The 20,275-nt window shown below is 49.8% G+C and carries 19 protein-coding genes; 8 read left to right on the top strand and 11 right to left on the bottom strand.

Annotated features, from left to right (window positions below):
• Positions 1-27: 27 nt before the first annotated feature.
• The 11 genes from CRO03_RS14025 to CRO03_RS13975 all read right to left on the bottom strand — a co-directional run bounded on the left by CRO03_RS14025 (position 28) and on the right by CRO03_RS13975 (position 13,245).
• Positions 28-1,983, bottom strand: coding sequence for a flagellar hook-length control protein FliK (locus tag CRO03_RS14025; protein WP_097112248.1), 1,956 nt, complete (start codon positions 1,981-1,983; stop codon positions 28-30).
• A 103-nt stretch (positions 1,984-2,086) separates the two neighbouring features.
• Entirely contained in the window at positions 2,087-2,539 is a 453-nt protein-coding gene (gene fliJ / locus CRO03_RS14020; protein ID WP_097112247.1) for a flagellar export protein FliJ, read from the bottom strand.
• Positions 2,539-3,882, bottom strand: coding sequence for a flagellar protein export ATPase FliI (gene fliI / locus CRO03_RS14015; RefSeq protein ID WP_097112246.1), 1,344 nt, complete (start codon positions 3,880-3,882; stop codon positions 2,539-2,541). Before fliI ends, fliJ begins: the two co-directional genes overlap by 1 nt.
• Complete coding sequence (gene fliH / locus CRO03_RS14010) at positions 3,875-4,852, bottom strand: flagellar assembly protein FliH (protein WP_097112245.1); 978 nt, start codon at positions 4,850-4,852, stop codon at positions 3,875-3,877. The genes fliI and fliH overlap by 8 nt, the downstream gene beginning before the upstream one ends.
• A 33-nt stretch (positions 4,853-4,885) precedes the next feature.
• Positions 4,886-5,917, bottom strand: coding sequence for a flagellar motor switch protein FliG (fliG, locus tag CRO03_RS14005; protein WP_097112244.1), 1,032 nt, complete (start codon positions 5,915-5,917; stop codon positions 4,886-4,888).
• On the bottom strand, positions 5,910-7,622 hold the full coding sequence (gene fliF, locus CRO03_RS14000) for a flagellar basal-body MS-ring/collar protein FliF (protein WP_097112243.1): 1,713 nt from the start codon (positions 7,620-7,622) through the stop codon (positions 5,910-5,912). The genes fliG and fliF overlap by 8 nt, the downstream gene beginning before the upstream one ends.
• Before the next feature lie 10 nt (positions 7,623-7,632).
• Positions 7,633-7,971, bottom strand: a complete 339-nt coding sequence (fliE, locus tag CRO03_RS13995; RefSeq protein ID WP_097112242.1) for a flagellar hook-basal body complex protein FliE — start codon at positions 7,969-7,971, stop codon at positions 7,633-7,635.
• A 161-nt stretch (positions 7,972-8,132) separates the two neighbouring features.
• The gene (locus CRO03_RS13990; protein ID WP_097112241.1) at positions 8,133-9,566 is read right to left on the bottom strand and encodes a sigma-54-dependent transcriptional regulator; all 1,434 of its coding nucleotides are present in this window, start codon (positions 9,564-9,566) and stop codon (positions 8,133-8,135) included.
• 29 nt (positions 9,567-9,595) lie between these two features.
• Positions 9,596-10,705, bottom strand: a complete 1,110-nt coding sequence (locus tag CRO03_RS13985; RefSeq protein ID WP_170949021.1) for a sensor histidine kinase — start codon at positions 10,703-10,705, stop codon at positions 9,596-9,598.
• A gap of 115 nt (positions 10,706-10,820) precedes the next feature.
• A complete protein-coding gene (locus CRO03_RS13980) occupies positions 10,821-12,320 on the bottom strand; it encodes a sigma-54 dependent transcriptional regulator (RefSeq protein WP_097112240.1) in 1,500 nt (499 codons plus the stop codon).
• A 130-nt stretch (positions 12,321-12,450) separates the two neighbouring features.
• On the bottom strand, positions 12,451-13,245 hold the full coding sequence (locus CRO03_RS13975) for a flagellin (protein ID WP_097112239.1): 795 nt from the start codon (positions 13,243-13,245) through the stop codon (positions 12,451-12,453).
• A 237-nt stretch (positions 13,246-13,482) separates the two neighbouring features.
• Here CRO03_RS13975 and pseB point away from each other — a divergent pair, with 237 nt between their 5' ends.
• From pseB to CRO03_RS13935, 8 genes are read left to right on the top strand one after another with little or no spacing between them, the layout of a single operon-like run.
• Entirely contained in the window at positions 13,483-14,481 is a 999-nt protein-coding gene (gene pseB / locus CRO03_RS13970; RefSeq protein WP_097112238.1) for a UDP-N-acetylglucosamine 4,6-dehydratase (inverting), read from the top strand.
• The gene (gene pseC, locus CRO03_RS13965) at positions 14,481-15,629 is read left to right on the top strand and encodes a UDP-4-amino-4,6-dideoxy-N-acetyl-beta-L-altrosamine transaminase (RefSeq protein ID WP_097112237.1); all 1,149 of its coding nucleotides are present in this window, start codon (positions 14,481-14,483) and stop codon (positions 15,627-15,629) included. The genes pseB and pseC overlap by 1 nt, the downstream gene beginning before the upstream one ends.
• Positions 15,626-16,321: a pseudaminic acid cytidylyltransferase gene (gene pseF / locus CRO03_RS13960; protein ID WP_097112236.1), complete on the top strand. Its 696-nt coding sequence runs from the start codon at positions 15,626-15,628 to the stop codon at positions 16,319-16,321. Before pseC ends, pseF begins: the two co-directional genes overlap by 4 nt.
• Positions 16,318-17,355 carry a UDP-2,4-diacetamido-2,4,6-trideoxy-beta-L-altropyranose hydrolase gene (gene pseG / locus CRO03_RS13955; protein ID WP_097112235.1) on the top strand — a complete coding sequence of 346 codons (1,038 nt, stop codon included), beginning with the start codon at positions 16,318-16,320 and terminating at the stop codon, positions 17,353-17,355. The genes pseF and pseG overlap by 4 nt, the downstream gene beginning before the upstream one ends.
• A gap of 12 nt (positions 17,356-17,367) precedes the next feature.
• Positions 17,368-18,417, top strand: a complete 1,050-nt coding sequence (pseI, locus tag CRO03_RS13950; protein WP_097112234.1) for a pseudaminic acid synthase — start codon at positions 17,368-17,370, stop codon at positions 18,415-18,417.
• Positions 18,414-19,391 (top strand): ATP-grasp domain-containing protein, encoded by a 978-nt coding sequence (locus CRO03_RS13945; protein WP_097112233.1) that lies wholly within the window; start codon positions 18,414-18,416, stop codon positions 19,389-19,391. The genes pseI and CRO03_RS13945 overlap by 4 nt, the downstream gene beginning before the upstream one ends.
• On the top strand, positions 19,375-20,046 hold the full coding sequence (locus CRO03_RS13940; RefSeq protein WP_097112232.1) for an HAD family hydrolase: 672 nt from the start codon (positions 19,375-19,377) through the stop codon (positions 20,044-20,046). The genes CRO03_RS13945 and CRO03_RS13940 overlap by 17 nt, the downstream gene beginning before the upstream one ends.
• Entirely contained in the window at positions 20,039-20,257 is a 219-nt protein-coding gene (locus tag CRO03_RS13935; RefSeq protein WP_097112231.1) for a hypothetical protein, read from the top strand. The genes CRO03_RS13940 and CRO03_RS13935 overlap by 8 nt, the downstream gene beginning before the upstream one ends.
• Positions 20,258-20,275 lie beyond the last annotated feature (18 nt).

Below are 20,275 nucleotides of genomic sequence, written 5' to 3'. Positions count from 1 at the left end.
CAAGCACGGGGGCGCATGCCACGCTAATCATGCATAGTAGTCGACAATACGTTCACTAAGCTTAACGTCTAACTGCACCGCTGTCGCCTGCTCTTCGGTCGGTTGCTCATTAGCTCCCTGGCCACTACCCGAATTGCCATCGCGCCGGCCACTGGCCTGACTGTCGCCGTGGCGTTGCTGCTGAACATTACCCTCCCCCAGCTGAATGCCTTGCTGCTGTAGCATTTCCCGTAATCGGGGCATTTGCTGCTCTAACAATTCTTTGGCATGCTGTTGCTGCACGATAAATTGCACTGAAGCCTGCTCTTGTTGCAAATTTACCCGAATTTGCATCTGACCTAAATCAGCGGGGTCGAGCCGGATTTCAGCAACATGAATATTCTGACGCACCATCATGTTTATCCGTTCTTTCAACTGACCCGCTGCATTTTGTGCCAGTAAATTGACCTGTTTTAATTGCTCAGTAACCGACTTATTGACACTTTGGGCTTTGGCGCGCTCTGCAGTTTGCTGAGAACCTGTCACTGTTGCCGCCTCCAACCTGGCCATAAGTGTTTCGCTCTGGCTCTGCCCTGCCTGACTCAATATGCTGCCAAAACCGCTTAATGATGAATCAGTTCTGGCGCTGCCGGCTGCTAAGCCAGAGTCCGCTTTAGTTTGCTGGCTGCCAGTCTCAGGTTCCGCTAGCAGCGACTGTTTTGTCTGATTATGGCTTTCTGCCGACCCGCCGCGTTGTTGTTTTGCTAACGAAGACTCTGCCACCATAGCTGCACTGGCGAGCGTGCTGCCGGGTTTGTTATCGTCAGTCGCTAAAACAGTTTTATCTGCGTTTTCAAAAATGGTTGTTGCTGCTGACCGCGCGCTGGCAGTGGCCTTTTGAAGTTCAGTTGCCTCTGCTGCGCTTATCATTGGATCTGAGGTCTGAGGTACCACAGTGCTTTTTACTGCTGCAGATTCAGCACTGGCCAGTGCTTTGAGCTCGCTTGTCAATTCAGAGTCAATATCAAGCCCTTCCAGCACAGACTGTTGCCGGGCTAAAAGCTCTGCTTCAACGTTTGCTGACGCTTTACTCTGCTGATTAAGTGCAGATACCCGTGACCCCACTTCGCTTGTATCCGTCAATTTATCACTGCTGATTTGCGCAGATGCTTTATCTGATAACGCTTCAGTAGCAATGTTCGCACTGGCCGCGATTGCGTCAACTTCTGCTGACTTAGCAACAGCCTGTTCAGCCGCGGTCATTGCAGAAACGGTGTTGTGCTGGCCATGTTTAAGGTTGTCCGCTGTACTATCTTCCGGTGCAGACCCACTTTGCTCCTCTGCCTCACCTGCTGCATTATTAATTCCGGTTAACAGTGCAGCGGCAGCTTTGTCCACTGCTGATTGGTTTTTAGTGTCACCCTCTGCTTGCTCAAGCTCGACAGTATAGCCAGCGGCAGACCCTGCGGCGGAAGATCCCGGATACACTGGCAGAATAAACCATTCCCCTTTTGCCACTTTTTTTCCGTTTGTACTTTTTGTTGAATCATCACTGTCTGCAATACCATTACTGCCGGCCTTTGCTGCATCTTCACCTTTTTCATCAGCCCGTGATGTCAGTTGCAGCCTGGTCTGGCTTGCTAAATCTAACAACCCCAGCAGAGTGCCGGCATTTTTCTCATCTGCCAGTATCAGTTCAGCTTCAGGGGGGATTACTGGCGGTACACTATATTCCGGCCGGTCTGTTGGCTGCCCCTCCATGCTGGCGGCTCGCTTGCCTTTACCAGTAATGGTAAAACCGGCAGTGCTGTTTCCAAAAGTGTTATTACCGGCAATACTTTGCCTGTCTGTTTTTTGCTGCTCACCCGACTGATTAAGCAAGCGTCCGAATTTATTCACACCACCAGTATTATCTATTACAGTACCGGCATCATGAACGGCAGGCTCAGCGCCTGCAGCCACGGGGCCCGAGACTGCAAAAGAAAGTGACAACAACGGATTCATCTGGATCTCCTGGTTGTGCTAATTATTCACGGGTTATCAGCCGCTTTTATTTAATGACTAAAGATTAATACAAAAATCGCGCCAGTTTTAAAAGCAACCGAAATTACTGATCCTGAGTCAACTGTCGGCGGTAAAATTGCTGGCCGGCGTATTCATCACTCAGGCTTTGCTGCTGCCGCTCCAGCAACTGCAGGGCTGCGCTATCTGCACGTTCTACCAACAGCTCCAACGCCTTGCGCTTTGTTTGCATTTTTAACCAGCTTTGCTTGCGTTGCTGTGCCGCCGCTTTTGCCTGATGCACTACTCTGGCTTGCTGGATCAGGGCTTGATCCAACTTACCAATAAAATTGACATACTGACTGTACTGACGGCTTTGTAAACCCTTGCTGCCCTGGCGCTGGCTTTGTTGAATATATTCAGTGCGGTAATTTGCCAGTCCCTGATATTTTTGCTCAGCCTGCTGATAATATTGCTGTGCTTTAATAAATTGCGCCTGCAAATTGTCTTCCCGTTCGCGCTGAACTTTTATGATTAAACTAAAGCGGTGAGCGGCCATCAGCCAGCCATTCGCTGTGCAGGCATTACCTGGCTCAGCGCCGTTAAACTGTCGTCATAAGGCACTATTTGCTGCATACCCTGTTGCAAAAACGCGTTGATTTTTGGCATCAGACCAATGGCCTGGTCCAACAAAGGGTCGCTGCCCCGCACATAAGCGCCAATAGCAATCAGATCCTTGCTTTGCTGGTAGCTGGCATACAGTTGTTTGATGGTGCGGGCAAGTTGCTGATGCTCAGTACTGGTAACAGCAGGCATAACCCGGCTGATCGATTTTTCGATATCTATTGCCGGAAAGTGACCACTATCGGCTAAGGTACGGGACAATACGATATGGCCGTCAAGAATGGCCCGGGATGCGTCAGCTATCGGGTCCTGTAAATCGTCGCCCTCTGACAACACTGTATAAAAGGCCGTTATTGAGCCCTGGTGGCCAGTACCATTACCCGCCCGCTCCACTAACGCCGGTAATTTGGCAAATACCGAAGGCGGATAGCCTTTGGTAGCTGGCGGCTCACCAACAGCCAGCGCAATTTCACGCTGCGCCTGTGCATAGCGGGTGATAGAGTCAATCAGCAGCAATACATCAAGGCCCTGATCGCGGAAGTACTCGGCAACCTGAACCGCAGTCTCACATCCTTTTAACCGCATTAAAGGTGAAACGTCGGCTGGCGCGGCAATAACCACTGAGCGCGCCTTACCTTCGTCGCCAAGAATTTCATCGATAAATTCTTTTACCTCACGGCCCCGCTCACCCACCAGGCCGACCACGATAACGTCGGCGGCAGTACCGCGGGTCATCATCCCCAGCAAAACACTCTTCCCCACGCCACTACCAGCAAATAATCCCATCCGCTGGCCTTTACCCACAGTAATCATACTGTTAATTGCCCGCACGCCTACGTCCAGCGGCTGCTTTACCGGCCGGCGTAACAATGGGTTAATGGGTTTACCTTTGCCTTTACTGAATTCTGTGGCGTTTATCGGCCCTTTGCCATCAAGCGGTTTGCCAACGCCATCAATCACCCGCCCAAGTAAATTTAACGATAGCGGTATACCTTTATATTGAATGACCGGGGTAACCCGGGCGCCAGGCACCACACCGGCAATATCATCCTGCGGCATCAGAAATAACCGGTCATTAGCAAAACCGACCACTTCCGCCAGAATAGCACCGCGGGCACTTTCAACCAGGCAAGGCTGGCCGATTGCCGCCCGGCAGCCCGTGGCCTCGAGCGTTAAGCCGACCACCCGCACCAGATGGCCTGATACCGCGGGCAATGATGGGTGAATATACTGCTGTTGCTGTTGCAACCGCTGCAGCAAACTGGTGTTCTCAGTCATTGGGCGGACTATCCTTTACTTGAGTATCCTTTACCTGAGTATCATTTGCCTGAGTATCTTTTAGCTGCGAATGCTCTGATTGGGCATCTTTTGATTGCGCGTCGTTTGACTGGGCTTGCTGTGTTGGGATGTCCGATGATTCTGCAGCAGCGTGTTCACTGCTATCCGCCGTCTCGGCTAATTGCAAAAAATGCTCAAGGCTGCTTTGAATTCGCTGGTTCAAACTGCGATCGACACTGGAGCTAATGCTTTCGACCAGACAGCCGCCCTGTTCAACCAACGGTTCCGGCCGTAACTGCCAACCACGTTCAGTCAGTTCAGTGTCGTTGTAATGACGCTTTACACTGGCAACATCTGCCGGGTTAAGCTTAATAATCAGGTTGCTGCTTTGCAGTGGCAGAGCACTGACCGCTTCCTGTAATGCCTGCAGTATCACTTTCGGATTTGTGGTCACTTCGACGTTGATCACGGCTTTCGCCATAGCAAGGCAAAGCTGCAACAGCTCTTGCTCAACCCTGTTGTCAATTTTTGCCAGCGGTTGTTGCAATTGATCCAGTAACACACTTAACTCGGCGCGCAGGGTATCAAGCTCTGTGGCACCATCTTCCAAACCCTGCCTTTTACCTTCCGCCTGGCCCTGTTTAAATCCATCTTGCTGGCCCTGCTCGCGGCCTTCGCTGTAACCTTTAGCAAACCCCTCTTCTTTGCCCTGAAGTATTCCTTCATCATGCGCTGCCTGGCGCATTTGCTCGATATCATCTGCGGTCAGTGGTTTAATCACTAACTCCTGTTCTTGCTCTTCAGCTGCAGCAGCTGTGGCTTCTGGCAGATGCATATTCAGGGCATTAGTCCGGGTGTCCTGACTACGGGCATCGGCGGTCAAATCCGGAGTATGCCAATGCTTTACCTGCTCAGATGCGTCAGGATCGGGTGAATAAGGCCGGTTACGGCTATAGGCGGTTTTAGTCATCGCTGATTCCGTTGCCTGTTAAAGGAAGCCTGTTTATAAGAAATCTTCGCCACCGCCACCACCCAGCATAATTTCGCCGGCATCTGATAAGCGACGGGCGGTAGACAGAATCTCTTTCTGAGCGGTTTCTACTTCGCTAACCCGGACAGGTCCCATTGCTTCTAAATCGTCCTGCAACAATTCGGCTGCCCGTTTCGACATATTTTTCAGGATTTTCTCTTTCAGATTTTCATCGGTTCCCTTCAGCGCTTTCATCAACACGTCCTGCTGAATTTCCCGCAACAACACCTGGATACCGCGATCATCGACATCAACCAGATTTTCAAATACGAACATCAGATCCTGAATTTGCTGCGCCATTTCTTCATCATGCTCACGGATAGAATCCATCAGCTGACCTTCCATATTGGTATCCAGATAGTTCAGGATATCGGCAGCCGCTTTTAAGCCGCCCATTTTCGCTGACTGGGTACCGGCCTGACCGGCAAATTGTTTTTCCATAATTTCGTTTAGTTCCTGTAATGCTGCAGGTTGCACTTCCTCAAGATTGGCGATACGCATGGTTAAATCCAGCCGTACCTTCTCTGAGAACTGCGATAAAATTTCGGCTGATTGCTCTGGCTCCAGATAGGACAGCACTATGGTCTGTATTTGCGGGTGCTCGTTGCGAATGATATTGGCAACCTGTTTTGAATCCATCCACTTAAGGGAATCCAGGCCTTTGGCACCGCCGCCCAGAACAATCTGATCGATAAGATTAGCGGCTTTTTCTTCACCCAGTGCTGCGGTCAGCGCCCGTTTGATAAATTCTTCACTCTGGAAGCCGATGGTGCTGAAGTTCTGAATTTGCTCAATAAACAGCCGATGCACGGCAGAAATTTTAGCCTGATTTAAATCAGTCATCTGTGCCATCGCCAGGCCGACTTTCTGCACCTGCTTTGGCTCCAGATGTTTTAAAATCTGAGCGGCATCTTCTTCCGACAAACTGAGCAGCAGAATGGCAGCTTTTTCAACACCATCCAGTTTACCAACATCAAATGTGGGTTTTTCTTCTATATTATTCATCTTCAGCCAACCAGTTTTTCACTACCAGAGAGGATAACTCAGGTTCATTGGCAACCAGGGCCCGAACCGCCCGCAGTAAATCTTCATCGCCATGCAGGTCTGGCAGCATTAAGGTACCGTCAGGTGCAAAACCCACTGCGTTTTCATCAAAACTTGAATTTAGCATATCTATGGTGTCATCACCCAGGTCTAAACCACTGCTCAGCGCATTGTCATCATAAGCATCGTCAGTTTGTTCAGGGTAAATAAGCTTTTTCAGCATTGGCCGCACGATGCCCAGCATCAGGGCAATAATAATAATGCCGCCGATCAGCAAACGCAGAATTCGCAGAAACCATTCCTCCTGATAAATTGCCAGCTTCTCTTCTTCAAACAGCTCTTCGCGGACAAAAGGCACAGAGATAACTTCGATGGTATCGCCACGCTGGGCATCAAAGCCAATACCACCCTGTAACAGGCGACGAATATTGGCCAACGCTTCCTGCGTGCGCGGTTGTAGCTCACTGACCCCCTCGGCGTTAGGTTCACCAGGCTCATAGTCTACCGCCACCGACACCGACAACCGACGAATAACCCCACTTTGCTGTGAAGTATGGCTGATAGTCGTGTCCAGCTCATAATTGCGGGTGGCTTCTTTGTGATTGCGGCCCGGGATCACCGGCCGGGCATTACCACCGTCCGCTTCTTCCGGAATAGTTGAATTAAGTGGCGGCTGGTTAGATAAAGCGCCGGGAATACCACCACTGCTGCCGCCAACGCTGCTTTCTTCAATGGTCATTTCACTACGAATAGCAGGTAAGTCAGGGTTAAAACGCTTCTGAGTTTGTTCTACAGCAGTAAAGTCCAGCATCAGGTCTACCTGCGCGGTATAGTTGCCATAGCCCAGTACCGGCAACAAAATAGAATCTACTTTCTGCCGGTATTCGTCTTCACGGGCCCGTTGCAGCTCATGCTCGCGCCGGCTTCGGGCAGCGCTGCCATCCTGAGAACCACTGTTCAGTAACCGACCGCTCTGATCGCTTACCGTTACTTTGCTTGGTTCCATTCCCTGTACAGCAGAGGCAACCAAATCGACAATGGCATCAACTTCACTGTCACGGATCACCGTACCACCACGCGAGGTCACCAGCACGGTTGCCGACGGTGATGCAGCCTGACGGGCAAATACATTTTCTTTAGGAATAGCCAGTAATACTCTGGCGCGGGCAATGCTTTGCAACTCTTCAATGGTACGGGCCAGTTGCTGTTCGCGGCTGTGCTTTAACCGCTCCATTTCCAGGCGCTGACTTACGCCAAAACCACTGTCCTGCAATAAAAACTCGGTTCCCGCTGAGGGCTCCTGAGTTAGGCCTGCCCGGGACAGTCCCAGTTTTACCGCCTGATACTGATCTTCAGGCACGTAGACAACATTACCTTCAAGCTGATATTCAACTTTTTGCGTATCTAAATGATCGAGCGTTTGAATTAGCTCCTGCGTGGCATAAGTACCCAGTGGGCGCATTTCTGCCTGTCTGGCCCAGAAAAAGATAAGCACCGCAATAACCAGACAAATAACCAGGGCAACCATCAGGGTAACCTGACGCATCATGTCTACGCCACCAATCGCGCCCAGAAAGCCCGACTTCTGCTCCTGTGCTTCAGAATTATTTGAGCTGTTGTAATCATTAGGGCTAATTGCCAGCTCTGTCGATTGATTATCTGCCACGTGCTACCCCTTAAACCGGCATTGACATAATGTCTTTGTACGCTTCAACCATTTTGTTGCGCACCTGGACTGTTGCTTCAAACGCCAGGGACGATTTTTGGGCAGCTATCATTGCCTGCACCAGCGATACACTAGGATCGCCCATCTCTACCCGGTTTCTCAGCTCTCCCGCCTCTACCTGAGTGGTATTAACGGTTTTCAGCGCATCTTTAAACAGGGTACTGAATTCAGACTGGCTGGGGTTAACCTCTGTCAGCTGCTGCAGCGGTTTCATCTCGGCCGACACGCTGCGGGCCTGACTGGCCATCGATTGCATTTGGGCGTATAACGCCTGACCTTTAATGTTCATAACTGTACCCTGTTTTACGAACCTGACCGAAAAGTGTTGTGTCAATAAATTGCCAATGGTTGGCTGCTAGGTTTACTAAGCAGGAGTTATGCCACATTTATGGTTTTGTTTTTAAACAAAAAAGCCGGCAAGCCGGCTTTTTATCTTGACGCTCGGGTTACTCAGGCGGGCAACTCTATACCTGACTCCCGCATCCGGGCCAGTTTATAACGCAAGGTGCGATCGCTTATCCCGAGCTTTTCTGCCACCGCTTTGCGTTTATAGGCACAAGCTTTTAACGTTGCCAGAATAATTCTGTGCTCCTGCTCGTGTAACTCAGTTTTAAAATCGTCTGGTACTGCGGTATCAGTTACAGCTTTATGGGTTTGGGCTGATGGCATTGACAATGGCTCTGCTGAGGGCTTGGCCAAAGACTCTGTTGTCGTCTGACTGACAGACGGGGCTGATGTTGAGGTGGCAGCGTTACCCTCTGCTGATAACAGAATATCTGCAGGGGTAATGTGCTCACCCTGACATAAAATAAGCGCGCGTTGGATCACATTGTCCAGTTCGCGTACATTGCCCGGCCAGTTATGCTGCAACAACAGCTGCTTTGCACTATCACTCAGGGTCAGCACCGCCCGCCCCTGTTGCCGACAGTATTTGCTGATAAGATGGATAGCCAGTGGTGTGATATCCTCGCGCCGCTCAGCCAGGGCCGGCCAATTTAGCGGAAATACATTTAACCTGAAAAATAAATCCTGGCGGAAGCTTCCATCAGCAACCGCCTGCTGTAAATCACGGTTGCTGGTGGCCAGCACCCTTACATCGAGTTTGATAGTTTTTCGGCTGCCCAGCCGCTCAACTTCACGCTCCTGTAATACCCGCAACAGTTTAGCTTGCAGGTTTAAATCCATTTCGGTTATTTCATCCAGTAACAAAGTGCCATGTTGCGCCTGTTCGAATTTGCCAGGACAGCCGGCAATCGCGCCGGTAAAGGCGCCTTTTTCGTAGCCGAACAAGGTAGATTCCAACATGTTTTCCGGAATAGCAGCACAGTTAATTGCAATAAAAGGGCCCTGTGCGCGGGCAGATTGCTGATGAATATAACGCGCCAATACTTCTTTGCCTGAACCGCTGGGCCCGGAGATCATTACACTGGCTTCCGAACGGGCCACTCTGGCAGTTAACTCCAGTAGCGCTATGCTGGCAGGTGCTGCTACCACGGGTGTCGCAGGGTTGGCCTGTTCGGCTAGAACGTAACGGCTAACGGTGTTGAGCAATACCTGAGGCGCAAACGGTTTGGCCAGATAGTCTACTGCGCCCAATCGGATTGCCTCTACCGCATCCTGCACGTTGGCATAAGCGGTCATCATTAATACCGGCAACTGCGGATAATGTTGGCGTAAGGTCTTTAATAAGGTTAAACCGGAGACCTCGCCCATCTGCACGTCGCTGACCACCAGCCGTACCTGCTGTTTTTTCAGCAGCAACAAGGCACTTTCGGCACTGTCAGCACTAAACACCTGATAATTTGCCAGGCTCAATGTGTCGCACAAGGCCTCACGCAACCCGGCGTCATCCTCTACTATCAGTATTGGCGTAGCTGTCGTCATTCGATACCTCTGCTTGAAGAATTAGCGTGCTAGTTTGTTGATTTTGAAAAATGAATGGGAAGATTAATAACAAAGCAGGCACCACAATCCGGGCGTTGCACATATTGGACATTGCCCTGATGCGAGTTCACCACTGCCTGCACCACGGCAAGCCCCAAACCACTACCATGTTGCCGTCTGCTGAAAAAAGGCTCAAAAATGTGAGGATGTAAATCAGCGGCAATGCCGGGGCCATTATCACTCACAGTTAGTTGTAAGCTGGTGCCTTCCTGGCGGGCAGAAATATGGATATGGGAGCCACTGCTAACGGCCTGAATACTGTTTTGAATAAGATTATTAACAGCGCCGGCCAGACTGCTCAGATTGCCCAGTAAATACAAGTCCTGACAGCGGGTACTGATGGTAAGCTGTGCCTGATGCTGCTGCAGTAATGCCTCTGCTACAGCGTCAACTTCATTCAGGAGCGTTTGCAGGGTAAAAGGTTGCACGGCCTGCGCGGTGCCGGCACGAGCGAATAACAGCATATCATTTACCTGCTGCTCCAGATCATGCAACCTGGCCAGCAGTTTCTGCTGAAACTGCTGCTGTGAAGACGGGGTAAGCTTACTGCTCCCCAGATTTTCAGCATACAACATCGCGGATGACAGTGGCGTGCGTATCTGATGGGCCAGAGTTGCCATCATTTTGCCAAGGGTAGATAAGCGTTGTAAATGAGCCAAGCGGCTTTGCAATTGCCGGGTCTGCGTCAGATCTGTCAGCACAATCAGCTGGCCAGGCTCCGGACTCAGGGGACTGATTTCGAGCTTAATCCGTCGGCCATCTTTTAAAGACACTTCCAGGCCATCATCACTGCGCGGAGCGAAACAACGGTTTATTACTTCAAGCCAGGGCTGGCCCAATAAAGGTTGGCCTAGCATCGTCGTCGCAACCGGGTTAGCTTCTGACACAATGCCTCTGGCACTGAGCAGCACCACCCCGGCAGGCAACACATTTATAATATGCTGCAGGCGATTGTCAGCAACACTGTTAAGCCCTGCCAAAGCCTGACTGACCATGCTACTCAGATCCTGCTGGCAAAACGCAGATTGGCTCAGTGCTGGCTGAGAATTGCTTAAAGTAAAGTGGCTGACACCTGGCATAACAACTGACCTTTATTCAAATAATAAAGTCGATGCAGAGATTATGCCAAGGTTAAATTATTGATTATTATGATAAAAAGCGGAGTTGCACCGTCAAAGGCTTGACAAAATGCCGCTATTCGTCCCGGCCAAGGTTATACTTGCGCATTTTTTCAACCAGAGTGGTCCGGCGCAGTCCCAATACTTCTGCGGCGCGGGCAACAACATAATCATGGTGTTGCAAAGCGTTGGATATCAGTTGAACTTCCAGCTCCGCCAGGTATTCTTTCAGGTCGAAACCATCGGCCGGAATATCACTGAGTTGCGGCAGGCTAACGGCGATGCCACTGGTGTTGCCTGTGCTATGCTGTCTGTTATCACTGCGGTTAAAACTATCATTATCTTCGTTATCATTATCATCGGCACTGGCAGCAAACAGATCATTGAGCATATCGCGTTCCAGCAACGCTTCCGGGTATTCAGGCTGATAACTGTCTACATCCAGATAACAGTATTTTTGCGGTAACTCGGCGACATCCACCACCTGGTCCGGGTACATGATTAGCATTCGCTCCAGTAAATTTGCCAACTCACGTACATTCCCCGGCCAGCTGTGCAGCTTCAGACTCTCCAGTGCCCGCTCAGTAAACCGGATCCGCCCCTGATGACCTGCGGCCTGACGGTTCAGTAGCTCCTGGATAAGCAGGGGTAAATCATCACAACGCTCACTTAAAGCCGGCGTTTCAATTGGAAAGACATTTAGCCGGTAAAATAAATCTTCCCTGAACTGTCCTTCGGTAATCATGTGTTCCAGATCACGGTGGGTAGCAGCAATAATCCTGACATCAGCTTTAATGGTCTGGCTGCCACCAACCCGCTCAAAAATGCGCTCTTGCAGCACCCGCAATAACTTAACCTGCATTGGCTGGGGCATATCACCAATTTCATCCAGAAACAGGGTACCGCCCTGAGCCAGTTCAAACCGGCCTTTACGGGTGGAAATTGCGCCGGTAAAGGCGCCCTTTTCATGACCGAATAACTCACTTTCCAGTAACTCAGCCGGAATGGCACCGCAGTTAATTGGCACAAAAGGCCCCGCTGCGCGATTAGACAATAAATGGATATTGCGGGCAACAACCTCTTTGCCGGTACCCGACTGCCCCAATACCAGCACATTGGCATCGGTTTTCGCAACCTGAGAGATCAAAAAGCGGACTTGCTGCATCGGCTCTGTCTGACCGACCATGCCATCAAATTTCAGGGTAGTTTCAGTCTGGCGCTGACCGGGTAACAAACGATGATATTGCTGACAATCCCGCAGCAGTTGCGTCAGAGAGTTATATGAAAATGGCTCTGTCAGCAAGCCAACAGCATTGGGATATTGCAACAACGGGGTTAGCGGCTCGCCGATCAGTAAAAAAGCGCAGCGCGGATATCGCAACAATAACTCAGCGTGCTCGCTCTCGCCAATAGCGCCAAGCAGTACAACCGCAGCGGTATCCAGCGTCAGCTGCTGCCGCAGCGCCTGATAATTGAGCGCTTGATGAGGTTCATTAATAAAACTGAGAACTGTCGCCAGTCTCTCGGCGCGACGCTGCTGTGAGTCAACAATATAGAGAGGAGGATTTGCTGCCATTGTGCCGCATTATTGTTATTGCTTTGATTTCATTGTACTGCGCTAGCCTGAGCTTGCAACCATAAACGCTATTTTTTTGACAGCTGTCAAAAAAATAGCGTTTGCAAGGTATAGATGATTAATGCAATGGTTAACTCAGCAGAGTTAATGCCTGCTGCTGTTGCATCCGGGCTTGCATAGCCACGCTGGTTGAGCTTTGACTCAGAATATCGGCCGCCGTTTTTTCACTGGTCGCTTTAGCGTAGTCTAAGTCTTCAATCCGGCTACGGGCAGCTGATTCTGCAATCTGCTGACTATTCAAATTACTGCCGGCACTGGCAAAGCGGTTGGCTTCAGCCCCTGCCTGTGCCTGTAAACCACCAATCAGTTCTATTGAATCGGTTATCCGGCTTAACGACTGCTCAGCAGATGCTGCCGAAGTGAAGTCGATATTAAATGCATCTTCATTTTGTAAAGCAGTTTGCACGTCTGTGGTCGTCAGATTGACTGCGCCGTTGCCCGTACCAAAGGCGACACTGGCATCAGCACCAAATAACTTTTTACCCGCAAACTCCGTGTTATCGATAGTTTGCTGGATATTCGCCAGATAGCTGTCCGCTTCTTTTTGTAACGCCTGCCGTTCTTCTGCACCGTAGATGCCATTACCGGCAGCCACCGCCAAGCGGTTAAGTTCACCCAGGTTATCGTTAATACCCTGCAAGCCCTGCTCATACACCCGGGCCAATGAGATACCATCGTAAACATTACGTTCACCCTGCGCGTTGGCATTAATACTGCTACTTAACTGATTGGCAATTTGCAAACCTGCAGCATCATCAGCAGCGCTGTTAATCCGCCGCGCCGTTGCCAGTTTTTTCAGCAAACTTTCCTGTTGCTGCTGCGCCTGATTCAGACTGTTTAAACCCGTTGAGTCATTCAGTTTCATAACTGCACCACTTAAGCAAACAAATTGGTTATAGTTTAGCCGATCTGGCAATAATGTACCAACTTAATACCCAGAGGACATTCAGACCAGCATTATTCCGCTAACGCTATAAAAGTACTAACAATCTTATTTCGGGCATACTTTATGCTTACTATATGCAAATAGCACTTCAAGCTAACAACTTTGTGCTAAAGTCAGAAGGCAGCAAAATGCGAAATAATTGTTTGAGGGCGCGCTATGTTTGATGGAAAAACAATTTTAATTACCGGCGGTACCGGCTCCTTTGGCCACAAGTACACCGAAACACTGCTCGCGCGCTACAAGCCAAAAAAAATTATAATTTATTCGCGTGACGAGCTGAAACAATACGAAATGCAGCAAAAGTTTGACCAGAGTTGCATGCGTTATTTTATTGGCGATGTCCGTGACGCCCAGCGGATGAGCAGAGCCATGCATGGCGTTGACTTCGTCATTCATGCTGCAGCTTTAAAGCAGGTACCCGCTGCCGAATATAACCCGATGGAGTGTATCAGAACCAATATAAACGGTGCCGAAAACGTTATCAATGCGGCGATTGATAACAATGTGGAAAAGGTGATTGCCTTGTCCACTGATAAAGCGGCCAACCCGGTTAATTTATATGGTGCTACCAAGCTCGCCTCCGATAAGTTGTTTGTGGCAGCCAACAATATATCCGGCGGCACCCGGCCACGCTTCTCCGTTGTTCGTTATGGCAATGTAGTAGGCTCCAGGGGTTCCGTCGTGCCGTTTTTTCAGCAGCTTATTACTAAAGGCCATGATCACCTGCCGGTGACGCATGCTGAAATGACTCGTTTCTGGATCAGCCTGCAACAAGGTGTAGATTTTGTCTTGAAAAACTTTGAACGGATGCTTGGCGGTGAGATTTTCGTGCCTAAAATTCCGTCAATTCGAATTATCGATTTAGCCAAAGCGATGGCGCCTGATTTACCTGTTAAAATTGTTGGCATCCGCCCTGGTGAAAAACTGCACGAAATGATGTGTCCGGGCGATATGTCTTATCATACCTATGAATTTGCTGACCATTATGTGATTGCGCCGGCCATCAAGTTTTTTAATCGCAGCAATGACTTTAGTGGCAATGCCCTGGGTGAGAAAGGCAAGCCTGTAGATGTTAACTTTGAATATGTGTCTGATACCAACCCTGATTTTATGGATATAGAGACTATTCGCCAGTTTAACCAGGATTATGCTTAATGATCCCCTATGGCCGCCAACATATTAGCCAGCAGGACATTGATGCCGTTGTTGAGGTGTTGCAAAGTGATTTTTTAACCCAGGGGCCGGCGGTGCCGGCTTTTGAGCAACGACTTTGTAAATTAACTACAGCACAGTATGCTGTTGCCGTTAACAGTGCTACATCCGCATTGCATATCGCTTGCCTGGCATTAGGTGTTGGCCCTGGCAGCCGGGTCTGGACCTCCCCTATCAGCTTTGTCGCCTCGGCTAATTGTGCCCGGTATTGTGGCGCCATGATCGATTTTGTTGATGTAGAGCCGGACACCGGCAATATGGCAGTGGATCAACTGAGGCAGAAACTGGAGCTCGCCCGAAGCAATGATACCTTACCGCAAGTGGTTATTCCGGTGCATCTGGCTGGCGCCAGCTGTGATATGCAGCAAATCCATTATCTGGCCAATGAGTTTGGATTTCAGATTATTGAAGATGCCTCGCATGCTGTAGGAGCGAGTTATCAGGATGAACCCGTCGGTTGCTGTCGTTACAGTGATATCACCGTGTTCAGCTTTCATCCGGTAAAAATTATCACCACTGGCGAAGGTGGCGCCGCCCTGACAAATAATACCAGCCTTGTCGATAGAATGCGTTTACTTCGCAGCCACGGCATTAGCCGTGATGAAAACCTGATGACAGAACCCAGTCATGGTGCCTGGTATTATCAGCAACTCCAACTGGGTTTAAATTACCGGATGACCGATCTGCAAGCTGCGCTGGGGTTAAGCCAAAGCCAACGCTTGCTGCCTATTATGCAACAACGCCAAATGCTGGCTGCCAGCTATAACGACTTATTGGCAAACCTTACTATTGGTTTACCTGAACCAGACCCCTCTGTTATCAGCGCCTGGCATCTCTATATTATCCGGCTGGATGACAAAACCAAACGCAAAGCGGTATTCGATGGCTTGCGCGCTGCCGGCATTGGGGTGAACGTGCATTATATTCCAATCCATACCCAGCCCTACTATCAGCAACTCGGTTTTGACTGGGGCGATTTTCCGCACGCAGAAGATTTTTACGAGCGGATTATCAGTTTGCCGATGTTTCCGGAGTTAAGCAGCGAACAGCAGCAATTTATCGCTGATACACTAAAAGAGCTATTAACGTGAGAGTCGCCATAATTCCGGCTCGTGGCGGCAGTAAGCGTATTCCACGTAAAAATATTAAACTGTTTTGTGGCCAGCCTATGCTGGCTTATCCAATTAAGGCTGCACTGAACAGTGGCGTGGTAGATAAAGTAGTCGTCTCCACCGATGACACCGAAATAGCCGCCATAGCACGCCAGTACGGTGCAGAAACACCGTTTATGCGCAAGGCAAAGCTGGCGGATGACTTTACCGGCACCACAGACGTAATACGTAACGCCATTAAGGAGTTGCAACAACTGGGTTGGCCGTTAAGCAGCTGTGCCTGCATCTATGCAACTACCCCGTTATTAGACAGCGAACGTATTGCAGCCGCATACCGGATGCTGTTAAGCAGTAAAGCCGATTATGTGTTTAGCGCCGCCCGTTTTTCTTTTCCCATTCAGCGCGCCTTGCTGCAAAACGCAGAAGGCGTAGTGCCGTTTGACCCGGCCAGCATTATGCAGCGCTCACAAGATCTGGCTGAGACATTCCATGATGCCGGCCAACTGTACTGGGCAACCGCTGATACCTGGCTGGATACTGCTAAAGCCGTATTCGGCACCGGTTCGCGAATGCTGCTGTTACCGGCTCATTTGGTACAGGATATTGATACTGCTGAAGATTGGCGTCGTGCTGAGTTGTTGTATCAACTGTTACAGGCGCCTGCGCAGTGAAGGTACTGTTTCGCACCGATGCTTCTGTTGCGTTAGGTTCAGGCCATGTTATGCGCTGCCTGACATTGGCAGATGCTTTACGAAAGCTTGGTGCCAACTGTGATTTTGCCTGCCGGTTAACATCCGGTCATCTGGCTGATGTTATCCGCAGACAGGGCTTTAACATACTGCCGTTACCGGATGTTATTGCTACTGAAATGGCAGATGCAAGTGCAACCCTTGCACAACTCACACAGAATTATGACCTGCTGATTATAGATCACTACGCGCTGGCCGCGGATTACAGCCGGCAACTGCGAAGCCATTTTCGGCATATTATGCAAATAGATGATCTGGCCAACCGCAGCTATGATTGCGATCTATTGCTGGATCAAAACCTGGTAGCCAACGCAGAGCAGCGGTATGGCAAACTGGTGCCGGTTCACTGTAAAGTGCTTACCGGGCCGCGATATGCGCTATTGCGCGAAGAATTTTATCACCCCCCGGAGCAACGCGTTTCTGACCGGATACTGATTGGCTTTGGCGGCAGTGACGAGCAAAATTTAACTAGCCTGGCTATCGATGCAGTCAATAAACTAAAGATTCCGGGACTTACGGCCGATATTGTAATTGGAGCTAATAACCCGTGGCATGCAGAAATTTACAAACTAACTGCGAGCCTGCCCAATATGCGGTTACATGTGCAATGTAACTATATGGCGAAGTTAATGCATCAGGCACGACTCATGCTTGGTGGTGGTGGTGCCAGTCATTGGGAAAGGTGTATTAGTGCTCTGCCAGGTTTGGTTGTTACCGTTGCCGAAAATCAGCAGGCGACAACGGCTTTTCTTGACCAGCTTGGCGCTTGTGTGTGGTTGGGACAGGCTGCTGATATGTCAGCAGAGTTCTTTGCAGAGCGACTGTGCTATTACCTGTCCAGGCCAGCACTGCTTGATAGTATGGGCCGCACGGCAGCCGGTTTGATACCGGCTGCCGCAGGCACACCACTGGTAACTGAAACTATAATGAAGACACTGAGTAACGGACATCAGTAACGAGGGTAAGCAATGGCAGTAATTATGCTTGGCAAACACGCGGTAGGTCCGGATCAACCGCCATTTATTATTGCAGAATTATCCGGTAACCATGATCAAAGTCTGGACAAAGCATTGTTAATGGTGGAAGCGGCAGCGATGTGTGGAGCCGACGCGATTAAACTGCAAACCTACACTCCGGATACCATTACGCTTGATGTGCACGATAACGAGTTCTATATCGATAACCCTGATAGCCTCTGGCACGGCAGCTCACTTTACAATTTGTACAAGCAAGCTATGACCCCGTGGGAATGGCACAAACCGCTGTTCGACCGCGCAAATGAGTTAGGTATGTTGGCGTTCAGCTCACCGTTTGATTTAACCGCGGTAGACTATCTGGAACAACTGGATGTGCCTTGCTATAAAATTGCCTCGTTTGAAAATATCGACCATGGTTTGATTGCCGCCGTTGCCCGCACCGGCAAGCCGGTTATTGTGTCTACCGGCATGGCCACCCAAGCCGAACTGGCTGAAGCAGTTGACGTGCTGCAACGTAACGGTTGCCGTGACATTATCTTGTTAAAATGCACCAGCAATTACCCGGCCCGCCCCATCGACGCCAACTTACATACTATTCCGCATTTAGCGGCGCTGTTTGGCTGTCAGGTCGGCTTATCTGATCACACCGCCGGTATTGGTGTCAGCGTCGCTGCTGTCGCCTTGGGTGCAACAGTAATTGAAAAACACTTTGTACTGGACCGCAGTGAAGGCGGCATTGATGCGGCTTTTTCGATGGAGCCTGCCGAATTCAACCTGCTGGTATCAGAATGCCGTAAAGCTAAAGATGCGTTAGGTAAAGTGCATTATGGTTGTACTGCCAAAGAAATTGCTTCACGGATACACCGCCGCTCACTTTATATTGCCAAAGATATGCAAGCCGGTGATATTTTTACTGCAGATAACCTGCGCTCTGTGCGCCCCGGGCTTGGCCTGGAGCCGAAGTACCTGCCACAGTTTCTAGGTCGCAAGGTAAAGCAGGATGTAGTAATGGGCACTCCGCTAAGCTGGGATCTACTGTGACAGAGTCCCAAGCCGGCGCTGCACTCCTGTTAACCAGTGCAGGTGCTAAAATTCCTATGTTACAAGCAGCCAGGCAAGCCTGGCTTCGGCTGTTTCCAACCGGCGGTATTATTGCCGGTGACATGCAGCCGCTGTGCGTAAGCAGAGCCTTTGCTGACAGTTTCTGGCAAATGCCAGCCACAGTTAATGCAAATAAAGCTGAACTGCGCCGCGGCTGTATTGAGCGAAATATCAAGGTTATTCTGCCCAGCCGGGATGGAGAACTGTTGTTTTGGGCTGAAAGTAAGCCCTATTTTGCCGAGGCCGGCATCCAGATTATTGTATCACCGGCCACCGGCACAGCCTTATGTCTGGATAAACTGGCCTTTGCTGACTTTGGCCAGCAGCATCAATTACCCATTATTCCGGCGTCATTACATATTGATAATGTCATCGCAGAGCAGTTTGTTGTTAAAGAGCGTTTTGGTGCCGGCGCCAAATCAATAGGCCTTGCCCTGAGCAAGGCACAGGCCATTCAGCATGCTAAACAGTTACAGAATCCACTCTATCAGCCTATGCAAAGTGGCAAAGAAGTCAGTATCGACGCCTGGCTGGATCAAGACAGCAGTGTAAAAGGCCTGGTGCTGCGACAGCGCGATAAAGTAGTCGCCGGCGAATCACAAATTAGCACCACCTTTACCGATGCGGCTTTAACGCAACAATGCAGCAAAATATTGAGGCAGCTGAAACTAACAGGCCCGGTGGTGATGCAGGCTATAATTGATGCTAAAGGCAAGCCGCATATTATAGAGTGCAACAGCCGTTTTGGCGGAGCCTCTACGTTAAGCATCTTGGCCGGCTTGGACAGCCTGTATTGGAGCTTTCTGCAAGCCATGCAGCCAGAGGCTACCCTGACAGCATATACCGCAGCAACGCAGTCCATCAGGCAACTGCGATACAGTATGGATACCTACCAGTATGATCCTGATTTTTGATCTGGATGACACCTTATACGATGAACGCCAGTTTGTTGAAAGTGGCTTTCGTTCCGTAGCCGATATGGCGCAGCAGTGCTGGCAATTAGATGCCGCTACCAGTTTTCAGCGCTTATGTCAGTTGTTAGACAGCCAGGGCCGCGGACGTATTTTTGACGATTGGTTAGCACCCCATAACTTAGCCACTAAAACCAATATCAGCGCCTGTGTACACCGCTACCGGTTGCATAAACCGCAGCTCTCACTGCCGCCTACCCACCGGAAAATGCTGCAAAGCCTGCCAGGGCCGCTGTACCTTGTTACCGACGGTCATAAAATAGTGCAGCAAAACAAAGTGCAAGCGCTGGGTTTAGCACCTTATTTTAAGCGTATATTTATTACCCACCGCTTTGGCATAAAGCATGCAAAACCTTCTACCCATTGTTTTGATTTAATCCAACAAGCAGAACAATGCCGCTGGCAGGATTTGGTTTATATCGGTGATAATCCGGCAAAAGACTTTGTTAATCTAAATAAAAAAGGCGCCGGAACCATTCGTATACTGACTGGCTGCCATAAGAATGTGCAGGCTAAACCCGGCTATGATGCTAAAACCCGGCTGCATACTCTTACTGAGCTGATGCCGTTGCTAAAAGGTAACCACAATAATGTCTGATCAAACAAAATTTACCGAACAACGCCACGCGCTGGGTTTTATTGAAGCGATGCCCAAGCCGTCTGAGGCACAGTTACAAATACATTTTAGCCGGGTATTTAGTAAAAACTTTATGATTGGCAAAAACATCGACAATTATATTCGCTATGCTGAAGCCATTACAGCCCTGGGCTTTGGCCGCGAGCTGATCGCTTATGTCACACCTGAGTAAGCCTTACTTTTCGGGAAT

Origin of the sequence: Arsukibacterium tuosuense (genome assembly GCF_900215315.1) — a bacterium.
GTDB classification, from domain to species: Bacteria; Pseudomonadota; Gammaproteobacteria; order Enterobacterales; family Alteromonadaceae; genus Alishewanella; species Alishewanella tuosuense.
Note: the sequence above shows the minus strand (reverse complement) of the source record. Positions and strands in the feature narration are given on the sequence as shown.